This is a genomic window from Amycolatopsis sp. NPDC051758, from assembly GCF_044453095.1.
Classification (GTDB): Bacteria; Actinomycetota; Actinomycetes; order Mycobacteriales; family Pseudonocardiaceae; genus Amycolatopsis.
The window spans coordinates 1-15,329 of sequence record NZ_JBITCJ010000007.1 but is presented as its reverse complement, the minus strand read 5'-3'; the positions used below and the strand labels follow the sequence as shown (position 1 = coordinate 15,329).

Genomic DNA, 15,329 nt, shown 5'->3' with positions numbered 1-15,329 from the left:
TCACGCCTCCCGAATGGCCGAGCGCGGGTCGAGCAGCCCGAGCACGACGTCGACCAGCAGGTTCACCAGCAGCACGCCGACGCCGTAGACCAGCACGATCCCCTGCACCAGCGGGTAGTCCTTCTGCACGATCGACTGGACGATCGTCGAGCCGAGGCCGGGCCAGGCGAACACGTTCTCCACCAGGACCGTGCCCGCGACCATCGAAGTCAGCATCAGCCCGCCGAGGGTGAGCGTCGCGGTCAGCGCGTTCGGCAGCGCGTGCCGGACGTACACCAGCCGCGCGGGCAGCCGCTTCGCCCGCGCGGTGCGGACGAAGTCGGCGCCCAGCACCGAAAGCAGCTCCACCCGGATCATCCGGGCGAGGATCGCCGCCGGCCCGACCGCCAGCGCCGCGACCGGCAGCACGTACGCGCCCGCGTCGTCGGTGCCCGCCACCGGGAACCAGCCGAGGCCGACGGCGAGCAGCGCGACCAGGCCGACCCCGACGAGGAACTCCGGGACGGCGGCGAGGAACACGCTCACGGACGTGAACCCCAGCTCCGCGCCCCGGCGGCGGCCGCCGCGCGTCAGCACCGCGAAGCAGACGCCGAGCGGGACCGCGACGACGACCACCACCGCGAAGGCGAGCAGGGCCAGCTGAAGCGTCGAGGGCAGCCGGTCGCCGATCACCTGCGTCACCGGCTGCCCGCTCGTCATCGACGTCCCGAAGTCCCCGGTGAGCAGGCCGCGCACGTAGTGCCCGTACTGCACCCACAGCGGGTCGTCCAGGCCGAGCTCCGCCCGCTTGGCCGCCACCAGCTCGGCGGGCGCGGTCATCCCGAGCGCGGCCCGCACCGGATCCCCGGGGACCAGGTGGATCATCAGGAACGCCGCGGTCAGCAGCGCCCACAGCGAGACGGCGAACCGGGCGAGCCGCCGCGCGGCGAACGCCGGCCACGGGCTGCCCCGCAGGCCGGCGGGCGCCGCCGCGGTGGTCATTTCGCGTACATCCGGATCGACGCCGGCGTCACGCTGCCCTGGCTGATCTCGAACTTCGCGCCGCTGGCGTAGGTCGGCACGACGGAGTCGAAGTAGGGCACCGCGTCCACCCGCTTGACCAGCGCGGTCTCGGCCGCGGTCCAGTCGGCGCAGCTGGCGTCACCGGCCTTCGAAGCCGCCTGCTGGGCGCCCTGGTCGTAACCGGGGTTGCTGATGTGGGCGAAGTTCGTCCCGTCGGGCGCGGCCGGGCCGGAGACGAACGGGACCAGCTGGCTCGGCAGCGAGAACCCGACCGGGCCGAGGGAGACCTCCCACTCGCCGGTGCCGAACAGGGCCTGGCTGAGGCCGGGGCTGTCGACCGCCTTGAGCGTCACGTCGGCGCCGAGCGACTTCCACGTCTGCTGGACGAGCTCCGCGGTCGGGGCCATCGTCGGGCCGAGCTGGGTGCCGTAGAGGACAGTGAGCGCGAGCTTCTTGCCGCCCTTCGCACGCACGCCGTCCGGGCCCGCCTTCCAGCCCGCCGCGTCCAGCGCGGCCGCCGCCGCGGCCGGGTCGTGGGCCGGCAGGTTGCCGGTGACGGTGTCACCCGGGCACACCTTCGGCTCGTTCGTGATCATGCCCTTCGACGGTTTCCCGGCCCCGCTGGTCAGCACCTTGCCGAGCTGGGGCAGGTCGAGCGCCTGGGTGAGCGCCCGGCGGACGGCTTCGTCCTGCCCGGGCCGGCCGGTCGCCTGGTTGTAGAACACCTCGCCCATCGGCGCGGTGAAGTCGCCGTGGAAGAGCTTGCGCGCCTCCAGGCGCTGCCGGTCCGGCCCGTTGATCTGGGCTGCGCTGAGCTCACCCGACAGCAGCAGGTTCGTCGCGGTCGTGGTGTTGGGGATGACGCGGACGACGACCTTGTCCGGCAGGCCCGGCTCCGCCTTCCAGTCGCCGGGGCCCCACGTGTAGTCCTTGCGGCGGGTGAACGTGTAGTGGTCGTTCGGCACCGACTCGGAGACGGTGAACATCCCGGTGCCGCTGTCACCCTTGGCGAGCAGCTTCCGGTCCGCGAGCCCCTTGGCGCAGGCGATCGGCACCCCGCCGATGTTGCGGGCCAGGAACGCGTCCGGCTTCCCGCTGGTGACGGTGATCGTGCCGGCCGCCGCGTCCGCGGTCGCCTTGGTGCCCGGGGCGACGTACAGGCCGGCGATGGGCGACTTGTTCGCCGGGTCGCCGATGAAGTTCAGGTTGGCCGCGACGTCGGCGGCGGTCAGCGGGCTGCCGTCCGCGCAGGTGAGGCCCGGGCGGAGGGTGAAGGACGCGGTTGTCGTCGACGCTTCCCACTTCGCGGCGAGCCCGGCGACCGGTTTGCCGTCGCCGTCGACGTTCAGCAGCGAGTCGTAAAGGAACCGGTCGACCTGGATGGCCACCGACAGCACGGTCATGTGCGGGTCGAGGCTGCCGGGGTCGGAGCCGACACCGAGGCTGAACGTCTTGCCGTCCACCGGGGTCCCGTCGCCGGCACCGGAGCCGCTGCCCGATCCCCCGCAGGCGGTCGTGGCCAGGGCGAGCACCCCGAGCAGGACCACCGCGGTCCGTGTCTTGGTCATGGGGTTTCCTTCCGCAGGTGGGCCACGGCGAGGCGGGCGGCCTCGCCGATCGCGGTGTCGACGGCGGGTTGCCGCTCGGCGAGGGAGTCCGCGCGGGTGAAGACGGCGACGGCGAACCGGCGACCGTCCGGGTAGGACACGACGCCCGCTTCGTTGCGCACCGCGGGCAGGGTGCCGGTCTTGGCCGCGATCGTGACGTCACTCGGGAACCCCGACGAGATCCGGTGCGGCCAGATCTGGCGCGCCATCATCACCCGCACCCGTTCGCACGCGGCCGGGTCGCCGGCGCGGTCGGTCCACACCGCGTCGAGCAGCGTGGTGATCTCCCGGGGAGTGGACGCCGTCGTGCGCTCGGGGTCGAGCACCGCGAGCTTCCAGGTCTGTTCGGGGATCGCGCCGGCGAACACGGCGTCGAGGTCTTCGTCCTCGCCGGCGCCGAGGTCGGCGAGCACCGAGGCGAACAGGTCCTCACAGCAGCCGATCAGCCGGGTGCGGTGCAGTCCGAGGTCGGCGAGGACACGGTCGACGGCTTCCTGGCCGACGCGGTGGAAGACGACGTCGGTGGCGGCGTTGTCGCTCATGGTCAGCATGAACAGGGCGAGGTCGCGCCAGCTCAGCTCGACGTCGTCGGCGCAGCCCGCGGTGCCGATCCCGCCGATGCGGTAGCGCTTTCCGACACGGGTCCGGGCGGTCTCGTCCAGCCGTCCGGCGACGACTTCGCGGGCGTAGGCGACGGCGACCGGGATCTTGAACACCGAAGCCAGCACCACCGGGTCGTCCGCGCCGACGGCCACCTCCGGCCCGCCGCCGATTTCCTGTGCGTGCACAAAACCCCGCGCGCCGGCCGCGGCGAAGACCCCGGTGATCTCGTCTTCGACGGCCGTCATGCGCGCACCCGCCGGTCGGCCCGGCCGGTGTGCAGGTACAGCGCACGCCCGGTGCCGTCGTCACCGACGAAGGCGTGCGGCAGGTACATCCCCTGCATCGGCTCGGCCAGGATCAGCGTGTCGCCGTTCATGGCGACCAGCTCGGACTTCAGCGGGCCGCTGAGCTCCGCGAAGATGCCCTTCGGGACCCGCTCGACCCAGACCCGGCCGTCGTCGTCCTGGCTGACCACGATGTCCGCGACCGACGAGGAGTACTCCCCCACGTACCGCGTGGCGTCGACGCGCGGCGCGGCCGGGTCGGGCACCGGCGGCGCGGGGAGCTCGATGCCGGCCAGCTCACGCAGGACGTGGCCGAGGACCTCGGTGTAGACGGGGATCGGGTCACCACCGTTGGTCAGCAGCGCCACCGCGACGCCGTGCTCCGGGGCGACCCGCAGGAACGCCGACTGGCCGATCGTGCCGCCGTCGTGGCCGACAACCGCGCCGCCCGGCCAGTCGAAGAGGGACCAGCCGAGGCCCCAGGCGTCCCCCATCAGGCCGAGGTCGGGCAGCTCGACGCGGCGTTCCCGCATGGCGCGGGCGCTTTCCGCGCTGAGCACGCGGGTGCCGTCCGGGCCTTCGCCGTCCCGCAGGTGCATGCCGGCGAACGTCACGAGGTCGCGTGGCCGCATCGCGAGCATCGACCCGGCCGGGGCGTTGGACGGGGCCAGCGCCCAGATGGGCGCGGGCTCCGGGTCGGCGCCGGGCTTCGGCGTGACGTGCCCGAGCGCGGCGCGGAACAGGATCGCCTCGTACGGGCTCGCGGCGGCGTGCGTCAGGCCCAGCGGCGTGAACAGGTGCTCGGCCAGGCAGTCGCCGTAGCTCTTGCCGCGCAGGACCTCGATCACCCGGCCGAGCACGCAGAACGCGGCGTTGTTGTAGGAGAACATCTCGCCGGGCGGGAACAGCTGGGGCACGTCGCCCAGGGTGGCGACGTACTTCTCGACGCAGTCGGCGCCGCGGCCGGTGTCGGTGAAGATGTCGCCTTCGAAGCCGGCGGTGTGGCACATCAGCTGCCGGACGGTGATCCGCGCGGCGGCGTCCGCGTCGCCCAGCACGAACTCCGGCAGGTACTTGCGGACCGGCTCGTCGAGGTCGAGCGCACCCTCGTCGACGAGCTGCATCGCCAGCGTCGCCGTCCAGACCTTGGTGATGGAGCCGATCTGGAACAGCGAGTCCACGTCCGCCTCGACGCCGGTGGCCTTGTTGAGCACCCCGGCCGCGTGGTCGACGATCTCACCGCCGGCGTAGATCGCGACCGACGCGCCGGGCACCTGGTGCTCGGCCAGCAGGGCGGGGAGCCGGCTTTCGAGCCAGGCACCGAGTTCGGGAAGGTTCGACATGGTTGCCTCTCGTCCGACGATGGGGAACCGGCGATGCCGGGGATGCTAGGGCGGTGGCGGCGCCGCCGATTCGTGCGAACCGACGAGATCCGGGGGAAGATTCATCGCGGGCGACGAACTGCGCACGCCGTCCTTTGTGGAATCAATCGAGGGTGAGCCAGGACTTCGCGGTGGTGACCTCGGCCAGCCGCGCCGGGATCGGGGTGACCCCGAGGCCCGGGCCGGACGGCACGGGCAGCCGGCCGGCTTCGAGCACGAACGGCTCGGTGATGTCGGCGCGGTAGAACCGGTCGGACGCCGAGGTGTCGCCGGGCAGGGTGAACCCGGGCAGCGACGCCAGCGCGACGTTGGCGGCCCGGCCCAGGCCGGTCTCGATCATCCCGCCGCACCACACCGGGACGCCGTGCGCGGCGCAGACGTCGTGCACCCGTCGCGCCTCGAGGTAACCGCCGACCCGGCTCGGCTTGATGTTGACGATCCGGCAGGCGCCGAGCTTGATCGCGTCGGCGGCCGAGCGCGCGGAGACCACGGACTCGTCCAGGCAGATCGGCGTCCGGATGTGCCGGGCCAGCTCGGCGTGCCCGAGCACGTCCTCCTCTTCGAGGGGCTGTTCGATCAGCAGCAGCTCGAACGGGTCGAGCCGCTGCAGCTGCGGCACGTCCGAGAGCGTGTACGCGGTGTTCGCGTCGACCTGGAGCAGGATGTCGTCACCGAAGCGCTCCCGGACCGCGCGCACCGGCTCGACGTCCCAGCCCGGCTCGATCTTCAGCTTGATCCGGAGGTACCCGGCCTCGAGGTAACCGCCGACGACGTCGAGCAGCTGCGGGATCGAGTCCATGATCCCGACGGACACCCCGCACGGCACCGAGTCCGTTGTGGACCCGAGGGCGGTGCCGAAGGACACGCCGTGCGCACGCAGCTCGGCGTCGAGCACCGCCATCTCCAGCGCGCCCTTGGCCATCCGGTGGCCCTTGAACTTCGCCAGCAGCGGCGCGACCTTGTTCGCGGTGAGATCCCCGGCGGCGAGCAGCGCCGGCACGAGGAAGGTCCGCAGCACGTGCTCGACACCGTCGACGTACTCCGAGGAGTAGAGCGGGTCGACCATCGCCCCGCACTCGCCCCAGCCCTCGCCTTCGGAGGTCACCGCGCGCAGGAGCAGCAGCTCTCGTTCGGCCTGCGTGCCGAACGACGTCCGGAACGGCGCCACCAGGGGCATCTGCACACGGAGGACTTCCACACCGGTGAGTTTCACGAGGGCTCCTTGCTGAGCACGTACCAGCCGGCACGATCGAATCCGATGACCTCGGCGCCGCCGGCCATCAGGCCGCCCAGCACCTCGCGCAGCGCGACCCGCCACGCCCGGCCCTGACCGGGGTCGGCGCGCCGGAGCGCCTCGATGTCCGGCGGCACCGCGACGAGCACGAGCGGGCCGTCGGCGGGGCCGGTGACCGGGCCGCCGTCGGGCCCCGCCTCGAGCGCGACGTCGGCACCCTGGGTACGCAGCACGACCGCGTCGAACCGGACCGGTTCGGTGCGGGCGGCCGCGCGGACCGGCGGGCTGGCCAGGTCCCAGACGGCCATCAGCCGGTCGGTGTCCCCCGCGCCGTTGATGCCGTCGTGCATCGGGCCGTAGAAGTCGGGCAGGTAGTGCTCCGGGCGGGCGGCGAGCTTGGTCAGGTTGAAGTGGGCGTTGCGCCGCACCAGCGGGTCGAACGTCCACGAGATCACCGGGACGTCCTGGCTCAGCGCCCACGCGCGCTGGTGCAGCTTGAGCGCGAAGCCGATGCCGCGGCCGTGCCCGGCCGTCGCGACCCCGGCGATGTGGCTGTGCAGTCCCCCCTTAGCGGGCCCGCCGAAGAACCCGAAGCAGGCGCCGAGCAGTTCGGGCCCGTCGAACGCGCCCGCCACGTAGTTGCCGGCCGAGACCATGGCCCGCAGCAGTTCGGACGTCACCGGCTGGTTCCCCGGCGCGGGGCGCCAGATCGACTCGAAGAGCCGGGTCACGGCGGTCAGGTCGGCGACCTCGGCCAGGGTCCGGACCTGGACCCCCGAGGCCGTGGCGGCGGTGGCCGCCGAGGCGGCCGCCTCGTCCCGCAGGAGCGGGGCTGTGTTCGTCACGACGTCTGTCACGCCCACCATCCTTTCCGGACGCCCGCCCGGGGTCACCGTTGTCCCGCACCGGATTCACCGGGCGTGTTCGTCGTGGCGGACGAACTCCCTTGCGCCAGCACGGTTTTGGTGAGCGCGATGAGCAGCGCGGTCCGGCGGGGCAGCTCGGCGACGAGGACGTGCTCGTGGTCGGCGTGCGCTCCCCCGCCGACCGCGCCGAGGCCGTCGAGCGTCGGAACTCCCAGCCCCGCGGTGAAATTGCCGTCCGACGCGCCACCGACCGCGGCTTCGGTGAGCGGGTCCGGGCTGAGGCTGACGGCGAGCTTGAACAGGTCCGACGACGCTTTCCCGTCCAGCGGCGGCCGGTTGATGCCGCCGGCGATGTGGATCCGTGAACCGGCCAGCACCGGCCGCAGGCTCCGCACGGCCCGGTCGACGCGGTCCTGCTCGGCGGCGTCCCACACCCGCGCGTCGACCGCGACGCTGGCGGTGGCCGGCACGGTGTTGGTGGTCGTCCCGGCGGTCAGCGCGGTCGGGACGACGGTGGTGCCCCGGTCCGGATCGGCGAGCGCGGCCACCGCGAGGATCTGGTGCGCGACCTCGATCCCGGCGTTGACGCCCTTTTCCGGCTCGAGTCCGGCGTGCGCGGCACGGCCCTCAACCTCGATCCAGTAGCGGGAAACGCCTTTGCGGCGGGTCTTCAGCGCCCCGCCGTCGGCCGAGGCTTCGAGCACGAACACCGCGTCACAGCTTCGTGCCTCCTCCTCGATGAGCGGGCGCGACAGCGGTGAGCCGATCTCTTCGTCGCCGGTGATCAGGATCGACACGCCGGTGCGGTCGGGCAGCGCGGCGACGGCGTGCAGGGCCATCACGACGCCGGCCTTCATGTCGAAGCAACCGGGGCCGCGCAGCACACCGTCGCGGACTTCGAACGGGTGCGTGCGCAGGGACCCCAGCGGCCACACGGTGTCGTGGTGCCCGAGCAGCAGGACGCGCGGCGGGCCGTCGCCGAAGCGCCACCGCAGGTGGGTGCACCCGTCGGTGACCAGGCGTTCCGGCTCGGCGTCCAGCAGGCGGCGGCCGACCCCGGCGACCACTTCGGCGCTGCGCGCGACGGCGTCGTGGTCTTCCGACGGCGATTCGCAGAGGACGAGCGTCTTGATGTCGTCGATCATCGCGGCTCACCTCGCAGCGGCTTGCCCGGAAGAGCGTCGGTGTTGAGTTCTCCTTGGCTCACCACGGGAATCCCAGCGACGTACAGGTGCCGGACGCCGGCCGAGGGCCGTGTCGGGTCGGCGTAGGTCGCGGCGTCGGTGACACTTCCCGGGTCGAGGACAACGAGGTCGGCGTCCGCTCCGACGGCGAGGTGCCCCTTGCCGCGGGCCGCGGGCGCGACCTCGTCGAGGAGCCGTGAGGGCAGGTAGGAACAGCGGCGGAACGCCTCGAGCCAGCTCCAGGCGCCGGTTTCGCGGACCATCAGCCGCAGGGTCTTGGTGAAGGTGCCCGCGGTCCGCGGGTGCGTGGTGCCGCCCGGCGGCAGCGGCCACTCGGTGCTTTCGTTGCGGCCGTCCGGCCAGTGGACGGGCATCGCGTCGCTGGCGACCACGGCGTCGGGGAACGCGAGGGCCTGGTGCAGCAGCGTGCGATCGCGGGGGTCGGACTCGTCGAGGAACTCCAGGAGGCACGGCGCGCCGGGGTCCGCCTTCCGCAGCCGGCGCAGGCGGGCTTCGTCACGCACGCGCTCCCCGGTCTCCAGGATCACCACGCTCGACGGCTTGAGTCCCTTCAGGCGCAGGCGTTCCGGTTCGATGAAGGCGGCGCCGACCGCGGTGCTGCCGGCGCCGTACGGGTAGGCCTCGACGGTGACGCGGGAGCCTTCGGCGCGGGCGGTCTCGAGGGTGGCGAGGACCCGGTCGATGTGCTGCCCGGAGGTGCTGTTGACGTGGCAGTGGTGCATCGCGGCGCCGGTCTCCCCGGCGGCGGCGACCACCTCGACCGAGCCGTCCACCGGGATGGCCGGGTCGACCTCGACCAGCTCGCGGACGTGGGTGTAGGTGGGCACGCCGGCCTTCGCGGCCAGGTGCGCGACGGCGAGGAACTCACCGGGCTCGGTCGCGGGCGCGTAACCCATGAGGATGCCGATGCCCAGCGCGCCCTGCGCGAGTTCGGCTTCGAGCAGCGAAAGCCACGCGGCCAGCTCCTGCTTCGAGGAACTTCGTTGCCACCGCGGGTTCCCGAGCACGGCCAGGCCACTGGCGATGCTCGCGTCGGGCTTGATGCCCGCGAGGACCTGTGCCCGGGCGGCGCCCCAGGAGGCGGAGAAGCCGTAGTGCAGTGGGCGCCCCGCCGCGGCGGCTTCGGCGTAGGCGCGTTCGATGGGCATCAGCCCGGCTTCGAGGTCGAGCGCGGTGGTGACCCCGTCCATCGCCTGCAGCCGCTGGCCGGCGATCGAATGGACGTGGCTGTGCAGGTCGACGAACCCGGGTCCGACAACGAGCCCGGTGACGTCCAGCTCGGTGGCGTCCGTCGGTTCGAGCCCGGTGCCGACGGCGGTGACCTTGCCGTCGGTCAGGAGGACGTCGGCGACGCCGTCGAACCCGGTCCCCGGATCGATGACCCGGCCGCCCCGCAAGAGTGTCCGCACCCGCCTGCCTCCTCGTCGTCGCCGATCGAGGTGACGTTAGGAGGTCGGGCGGGCGAACCGTTCGTCCCCGGCGACGAACCGGGGCGGCGTGGTCCATCCGCCCGGACGAACCCGAGCCCGGCTTCGCGCCGGCGCCGGTCGGGAGCGCCGGTCAGGAGGCCGGGGTCACCGGGGCCAACAGCAGGCCCGTGATCGCGTCGATCAGGCCCGAGCCCGCGTCGTCCCAGGTGGCGCGCGGGGTTGCCGTGCCCTCGGCCAGCGCTCGTTCGCGCTCCGCCGTCATGTGGATCATCAGCTGGCGGGCCATGTCACCCCGCTCCGCGCGGACGTCCGGCGGCAAGCCGTCCAGACAGCGGTTCAGCCCCTCGACCGCGCGGGAGAGCGCGGGTGAGGACAGCGACTCCTCCGCGATGATCGCCCGCAGCGCCGGGTCGGTCATCACCTGGGCGCTGAACCGGGCGAACCACGTCGGGGCGCCCAGCTCACGCAGGTACGTCGTGCTCGGGCGGACCAGGCAGGCCACCCAGTCGCGCAGGTCGCCGTCGCCGTTGATGGACTCGACGAGGTCGGCGCGCAGGCGTTCCATCCGCTCGGAGTGCTTGCGAACGATCGCGCGGACCAGGTCGACCTTGGTGCCGAAGTGGTAGTTGACCGCGGCGTTGTTGCCCTGCCCCGCGGCCTCGCTGATGTGCCGGTTGGACACCGCGTGCACCCCGTGCTCGGCGAAGAGCCGCTCCGCCGTCGCGAGGATGCTTTCGCGCGTCGCACTCGCGCGGTCCGCCTTGACGTTCATCCGAACCACCTGGTCAGCCTGATCATCTGCAAGCCATCACCATACGGAGCCGTCCCCGGTGGCGGGAATCCGGTGGACCCTGGCCGGACAGCCACTGGCCGGTCGCGGACGCGGTTCCTACCGTCGAAGCCCATGATCGCGATACTGGCGCCGATCCTGATCGGCCTGCTCTACGTCCTGCTCAGCTCCCTCATCACCGAGCCGCACCGGCGGAAGTTCAACGCCGTGCTGGTCGGCGGCGCGGGCGCCGCCTACCTCTCCGGCGGCGCGCTCGGGCCGTGGGAGCTGCTGTTCTGCGCCGTCCTGACCTACGTCGCGTTCCGCGGGCTCGACTCGTGGACGTTCATCGGTGTCGGCTGGCTGCTGCACACCGGCTGGGACGTCGTCCACCACCTGAAGGGCCAGCCGATCCTGCCGTTCGCGCACGACTCGTCGTTCGGCTGCGCGTTCTGCGACCCGGTCATCGCGATCTGGTGCTTCACCGGCGGCCGCTCGGTCACGACGGCGCTGCGCTCGCGCTTCCGGCGGGTTGGCGCACCGGAACCGGGGGTACCCCGGTGAGCGCCGACCCCGAGGAGCCACCATGAGCAGTGCCGAAGGCACCGCCGTCGAACGCGCCGCGCACGCCTTCTGCCCGCGGTGCCACCCCGACCCGAAGCCCGGTGAGGTGCTCGTCGCGCTGTGCGGGGCGCGGCACCCGTACTGGGGCCGCCGCGACCGGCCGCTCAACACGTGCCCGGCCTGCGTCACCCTGGCGTCCGCGAACGTCTACCGGTGCGGCCACCCGGGCGGCTGATCACCCGTCGGGATCGTCCCCCGCGGCCGGGACCACGATCACGAACTCCCGGCGCGACACCTGGATGGTGCGCCACACCTCCCCGGTGGGTGCGAGCACCGACGCGGCGCGGACCACCGCGACCGACACCGGGGCGGCCCGGAACTGCGGACCGCCGGCCCGGCTCACCCCCGCGGGGACGATCCGGGCCGCCGGGTGGGGTCCGGCGGCGCCTCGCCGGACGCGGCCGGGACCACGGCCGACGCCACCAGTGTGACGAGCGGGACCCAGGCCCGGTTCACCCTGCGCATGTTTCCTCCCCTGTGACTCGACGCCGCACAGCGTCACAGGAGGGTCATGGGCAAACCTTGCGAGTTTCCTGCATCGTGCAGGTCCGGCCGCCGCCGGTCACGCACGGCGACTCACCTGGAACTGCCGGGCCGCGCGGATCAGCACCGGCAGCACGGCCACCAGCGCGATCCCCCGCACCGCCCCCGCGACCAGGTACGGCGCCCGCAGCCCCAGCCCGTGCGCCACCCACCCGCCGGCCAGGGTGCCGGCCGGGATCAGCCCCCAGCCGAGCAGCCGGTACACGCTGGTGACGCGGCCGAGCAGGACGGCCGGCACGAGCTGCTGGCGCAGGCCCACGGTCACGATGTTCCAGAGGGTCGTGACGAAGCCGTTCAGCGCGAGGACGACCCCGAGCACCACGGCGTCCGGGCTCAGGCCGATGCCGGCGAACGCGACGACGTTGGCGCTCAGCGCGGTCACCAGCGCCGGGAGGGCGCCGATCCGGGTCACGACGCGCGCGTTGACCAGGCCTCCGAGCACACTCCCGGCCGCGGCTCCGGCCAGCAGCACGCCGTAGCCGCGGGCGCTCAGGTGCACCACCTGGGTGGCGAGCAGGACCAGCGTCGTGTTGGCGAGCTGGCCGCAGAAGGTGTTGACGCCGAGCAGGACGGCGAGCGTGCGCAGCAACCGGTGCCGCAGCAGCCAGGCCACACCCTCCTTGACGGCGGAGCGCTCCGGGACCTTCCGGGTTCGCCGCGGCAGCGTCGCCACCACCACGGCCGACAGCGCGAACGAAACCGCGTCCAGCCCGAACGGGAGCGCCGCGGCCAGGCCGAACAGCAGGCTGCCGAGCGGCGGTCCGGCGAACTGGCCGGTGATCGTCGTGATCGCCTGCTGCCGGCCGTTGGCCCGGGGCAGCGCCGGCTTCGCCACCAGATCGGGCAGGATCGCCTGCGCCGCGGTGCCGAAGACGACGTCACCCGCGCCCAGCCCGAACGCCATGACGACGAGCACCGGGATGCCGATCCCGCCGCAGGCCGCCAGGACCGCGGTCACGCCGACCAGGGCCGCCTGGACCGCCTGCGCGCGCCACATCAGGCCGGCCCGGTCGTGCCGGTCGGCCAGGGCCCCGGCGGGCAGGGCCAGCAGCAGCCACGGCAGGTAGGCCGCGGTCGAGACGAGCGAGACGAGCCGCGGGTCGTGCGTGACCGTGACGGTCAGGAGAGGCACCGCCGCGGTGAACGCCCCGGTGCCGAGGCCGTCGATGCCGGTGGCCCACCAGAGCCGCCGAAAGGCTTGGGGCAGCACGGGTTTCGCGTCGAGCGTCGGCATTCCGGAATCCTCGGGCCGGGACGCGACGGCGGGCCAGCATTTAGCCCGGTGCTACATACTCGGGAGATGGCCCTGACGATCGAGCTCGGTGTCGCCGAGCTGGCGGCGACGCGGGTCGCGATCTCGCCGCTGTCGGAAACCGTGGCGTGCCTCCAGCAGCTGGCCGGCATCGACCGCCAGGCCGTCACCCTGCCGTGGCTGCGCTGGGCGGAGGACGAGCTCGCCCGCGCGCCGCTCGACCTGCCGTGGACCTGGCCGCTGCTTGTCAACGACCGGCCCAACTGGCCGGAGTTCCTCGTGCCCGCCCCGCGGGACTCCGGTCCGTCCATCGAGGACGACCTCGCCGCGCTGCGGCGCACGACCGCCCGGCAGGTCCGGACCAGCCTCGGCCGCGTGTTCGGCGAAGACCTGCGCGGAACGGTCGCCGAGCTGGCCGCGCACCCGGCGGCCGGGCTGAAGGTGATCGCGCGCGAGCTGCGGGCGGCGCACGACCGGCTGGTCGCCCCGCACTGGCCGCGGATCCGGGCCGTGCTCGACGCCGACGTCGCCCACCGCTCCCGGCTGCTGGCCGCCGGCGGCAGCGAACGGCTGTTCACCGGCCTGCACCCGGACCTGCGCTGGCACGACGGCCGGCTGCTGCTGACGGGTGACCGGTGGCCGGCCGACCACGTCGTGAACCGCGGTCCCGGCGGCCTGGTGCTCATCCCGGTTGTGCTCGGCTCGCCGTACGTCCTGATCAAGAAGCGGACGTCCACGCAGACGACGGTCCGCTACCCCGCGCGCGGCCGGGGCGCCCTGTGGACGGCGGGCACCCGGCCACCCGCGGGCGGCACGGTCCGGTTGCTCGGCCGGCCGCGGGCGCGGCTGCTCGAAGCGTTGCGCTCCCCCGCCACCACGACCGACCTGGCCCGCGCCCTCGGCGTCACGCCCAGCGCCGTGTCGCAGCACCTGGGTGTCCTGCGGGAAACCGGGCTGGTCGAGCGGGAACGGTCCGGGCGCCAGGTCGTGTACCTGATCACCGCGCTCGGCACGTCCCTGCTCGGCCGGCCGTAGGTCACGCGGGCAGCGCGGACAGCGGCACCGCGAACACCGAGCGGCCGCACGTCTGGCCCTGCGCCGTGCAGTCCGCGGTCGACCACTCGGACTGCGACCACACGAGCCCGGTCGACCAGTCGTAGGTGAGCGCCTCCGGGTGGACCGCCCAGCAGGCCGTGGTGGTGCCGCAGGTCGCCGAGGTGCTCGCCGCGGTCGTCTGGCCCCAGAGCTGGCCGTTGATGGTCGCCGAACTGTGGGCGACGTACCACTTGCCGTTGTGGGACAGGACGCCCTGCATGTTGCCGACCGAGCTGCGCACCGCCTCGGTCGCGGTCCCGGTCAGCAGGTAGTCCGTGCCCATCGGGAAGCGGTAGAGGCGGCCGTGGAGGGTCTGGTCGGAGAAGTACTCCGTCGTCACGATGCTCGCCGGGCTCGTGCTGCGGTCCAGCGAAATCGACGAGAAGCACGGCACGCCCGTGTCGGAGGCCATGCTGCAGGTGCCGCCCGCGTAGGTGTAGTAGCCGACCTGCATCATCGCGTACTTGTAGGTGTAGGCGGCATATCCGCCCGAGGTCTTGCCGATCGTGTTCGACGTCGTGTCGGTCAGCTGCAGGATGTGCTTGGTGCTGAAGACCCGGATCGCGGTCGAGGTGTTCCCGACGGCGGTCACGTAGATCTTGTCGCCGTACCAGGCCATCCCGCCCATGTGCGCCTTCGCCGCCGAGAAGCTGCTCCCGGTGCTGTTCGGCACGGCGAGGTACATCATCCGGTGCGCGGCCGCCGCCGGGTCGTTGTAGTTGACCGCCTGGATCCGCGCGTCGTTGTACCGGCCGAGCTCGTCGGTGCCGTGCCAGCCGGACAGGATGATCCTGTCCGCACCCCACAGGCCGTCGTCGTCGGCGTCACCGGAGGTCGTGATGCCCTGCGGGACCCACGTGGTGCTGCCCGCCCGCTCGGCGTCCCAGCACAACGACTTCGTGGCCACCGGCGCCTTCGGCAGCGCGGCCTTTTCGGCGGCGGTGCAGCCGGTCATCGCATAACTGGGATCGTTGACCACGGTGTTGAGGCTGACGTTCGGCAGCGCATTGTCCAACGCGGTCAGCGCGGCGGCGGGCGTGGCGTGCCAGACCAGGTTCTGCTTGGTCGTGGTGGTCAGCGGGTCGCTGTAGGCGGCGCTCGCCGTCCCGGACAGCGCCAGTGCGCCGGCCAGCACGGCAAGCACGAGGAGGAACACCTTCGGAATTCGCATGGGTGGCATTGCGCCACGCGTGGGTTCAAATTTTGTACACCCGGGTTTGTACGGCTCTTGTATCGGGCATCGCACTGCGCGACGCCATCACCGGAAACCCTTGGCTGCCAACGAACATCGAAGTAGCCTGAAGTAACCCGATCGTGTGATGAACATCCGTTCGATCGTCGGTAATCTTGGTGCGTGGACAGCGAAACGGTGTGGCAAGCAGATGCGGTGGCCTTGGCCGACCGTGTCTCCGCGCTGCTCACTGTGGTGCGGT

The 15,329-nt window shown here is 72.7% G+C and carries 16 protein-coding genes; 3 read left to right on the top strand and 13 right to left on the bottom strand.

Annotated features, from left to right (window positions below; genetic code table 11):
• The 9 genes from ACIA5G_RS30445 to ACIA5G_RS30405 all read right to left on the bottom strand — a co-directional run bounded on the left by ACIA5G_RS30445 (window position 1) and on the right by ACIA5G_RS30405 (window position 10,385).
• A complete protein-coding gene (locus ACIA5G_RS30445) occupies window positions 1–981 on the bottom strand; it encodes an ABC transporter permease (RefSeq protein ID WP_395929328.1) in 981 nt (326 codons plus the stop codon).
• Window positions 978–2,570 (bottom strand): ABC transporter substrate-binding protein, encoded by a 1,593-nt coding sequence (locus tag ACIA5G_RS30440; protein ID WP_395929326.1) that lies wholly within the window; start codon window positions 2,568–2,570, stop codon window positions 978–980. Before ACIA5G_RS30440 ends, ACIA5G_RS30445 begins: the two co-directional genes overlap by 4 nt.
• Window positions 2,567–3,457 (bottom strand): serine hydrolase, encoded by an 891-nt coding sequence (locus ACIA5G_RS30435; RefSeq protein WP_395929324.1) that lies wholly within the window; start codon window positions 3,455–3,457, stop codon window positions 2,567–2,569. The genes ACIA5G_RS30440 and ACIA5G_RS30435 overlap by 4 nt, the downstream gene beginning before the upstream one ends.
• A complete protein-coding gene (locus tag ACIA5G_RS30430; protein ID WP_395929322.1) occupies window positions 3,454–4,839 on the bottom strand; it encodes a serine hydrolase domain-containing protein in 1,386 nt (461 codons plus the stop codon). Before ACIA5G_RS30430 ends, ACIA5G_RS30435 begins: the two co-directional genes overlap by 4 nt.
• A gap of 142 nt (window positions 4,840–4,981) precedes the next feature.
• A complete protein-coding gene (gene menC / locus ACIA5G_RS30425; RefSeq protein ID WP_395929320.1) occupies window positions 4,982–6,091 on the bottom strand; it encodes an o-succinylbenzoate synthase in 1,110 nt (369 codons plus the stop codon).
• Entirely contained in the window at window positions 6,088–6,978 is an 891-nt protein-coding gene (locus ACIA5G_RS30420) for a GNAT family N-acetyltransferase (protein ID WP_395929318.1), read from the bottom strand. The genes menC and ACIA5G_RS30420 overlap by 4 nt, the downstream gene beginning before the upstream one ends.
• A 23-nt stretch (window positions 6,979–7,001) precedes the next feature.
• Window positions 7,002–8,123, bottom strand: a complete 1,122-nt coding sequence (locus ACIA5G_RS30415; protein WP_395929316.1) for a M20 family metallopeptidase — start codon at window positions 8,121–8,123, stop codon at window positions 7,002–7,004.
• Entirely contained in the window at window positions 8,120–9,592 is a 1,473-nt protein-coding gene (locus ACIA5G_RS30410) for an amidohydrolase family protein (protein ID WP_395929314.1), read from the bottom strand. The genes ACIA5G_RS30415 and ACIA5G_RS30410 overlap by 4 nt, the downstream gene beginning before the upstream one ends.
• Window positions 9,593–9,743: 151 nt before the next feature.
• Complete coding sequence (locus ACIA5G_RS30405) at window positions 9,744–10,385, bottom strand: TetR/AcrR family transcriptional regulator (RefSeq protein WP_395929312.1); 642 nt, start codon at window positions 10,383–10,385, stop codon at window positions 9,744–9,746.
• A 132-nt stretch (window positions 10,386–10,517) separates the two neighbouring features.
• Between ACIA5G_RS30405 and ACIA5G_RS30400 the strand changes: the two genes are divergently transcribed.
• Window positions 10,518–10,946 (top strand): DUF6010 family protein, encoded by a 429-nt coding sequence (locus tag ACIA5G_RS30400; RefSeq protein WP_395929310.1) that lies wholly within the window; start codon window positions 10,518–10,520, stop codon window positions 10,944–10,946.
• A gap of 22 nt (window positions 10,947–10,968) precedes the next feature.
• On the top strand, window positions 10,969–11,181 hold the full coding sequence (locus ACIA5G_RS30395; RefSeq protein WP_395929308.1) for a hypothetical protein: 213 nt from the start codon (window positions 10,969–10,971) through the stop codon (window positions 11,179–11,181).
• Here ACIA5G_RS30395 and ACIA5G_RS30390 read toward each other — a convergent pair whose 3' ends face one another.
• From ACIA5G_RS30390 to ACIA5G_RS30380, 3 genes are all read right to left on the bottom strand, one after another.
• The gene (locus ACIA5G_RS30390; protein WP_395929306.1) at window positions 11,182–11,349 is read right to left on the bottom strand and encodes a hypothetical protein; all 168 of its coding nucleotides are present in this window, start codon (window positions 11,347–11,349) and stop codon (window positions 11,182–11,184) included.
• Window positions 11,346–11,471: a hypothetical protein gene (locus tag ACIA5G_RS30385; protein WP_395929304.1), complete on the bottom strand. Its 126-nt coding sequence runs from the start codon at window positions 11,469–11,471 to the stop codon at window positions 11,346–11,348. Before ACIA5G_RS30385 ends, ACIA5G_RS30390 begins: the two co-directional genes overlap by 4 nt.
• A gap of 97 nt (window positions 11,472–11,568) precedes the next feature.
• The gene (locus tag ACIA5G_RS30380; protein ID WP_395929302.1) at window positions 11,569–12,783 is read right to left on the bottom strand and encodes an MFS transporter; all 1,215 of its coding nucleotides are present in this window, start codon (window positions 12,781–12,783) and stop codon (window positions 11,569–11,571) included.
• A gap of 66 nt (window positions 12,784–12,849) precedes the next feature.
• On the opposite strand from ACIA5G_RS30380, the gene ACIA5G_RS30375 reads away from it, so the two are divergent.
• Window positions 12,850–13,836 carry a metalloregulator ArsR/SmtB family transcription factor gene (locus tag ACIA5G_RS30375; RefSeq protein ID WP_395929300.1) on the top strand — a complete coding sequence of 329 codons (987 nt, stop codon included), beginning with the start codon at window positions 12,850–12,852 and terminating at the stop codon, window positions 13,834–13,836.
• A gap of 1 nt (window position 13,837) precedes the next feature.
• Here ACIA5G_RS30375 and ACIA5G_RS30370 read toward each other — a convergent pair whose 3' ends face one another.
• Window positions 13,838–15,067: a hypothetical protein gene (locus ACIA5G_RS30370; RefSeq protein ID WP_395929298.1), complete on the bottom strand. Its 1,230-nt coding sequence runs from the start codon at window positions 15,065–15,067 to the stop codon at window positions 13,838–13,840.
• Between the last annotated feature and the right edge of the window lie 262 nt (window positions 15,068–15,329).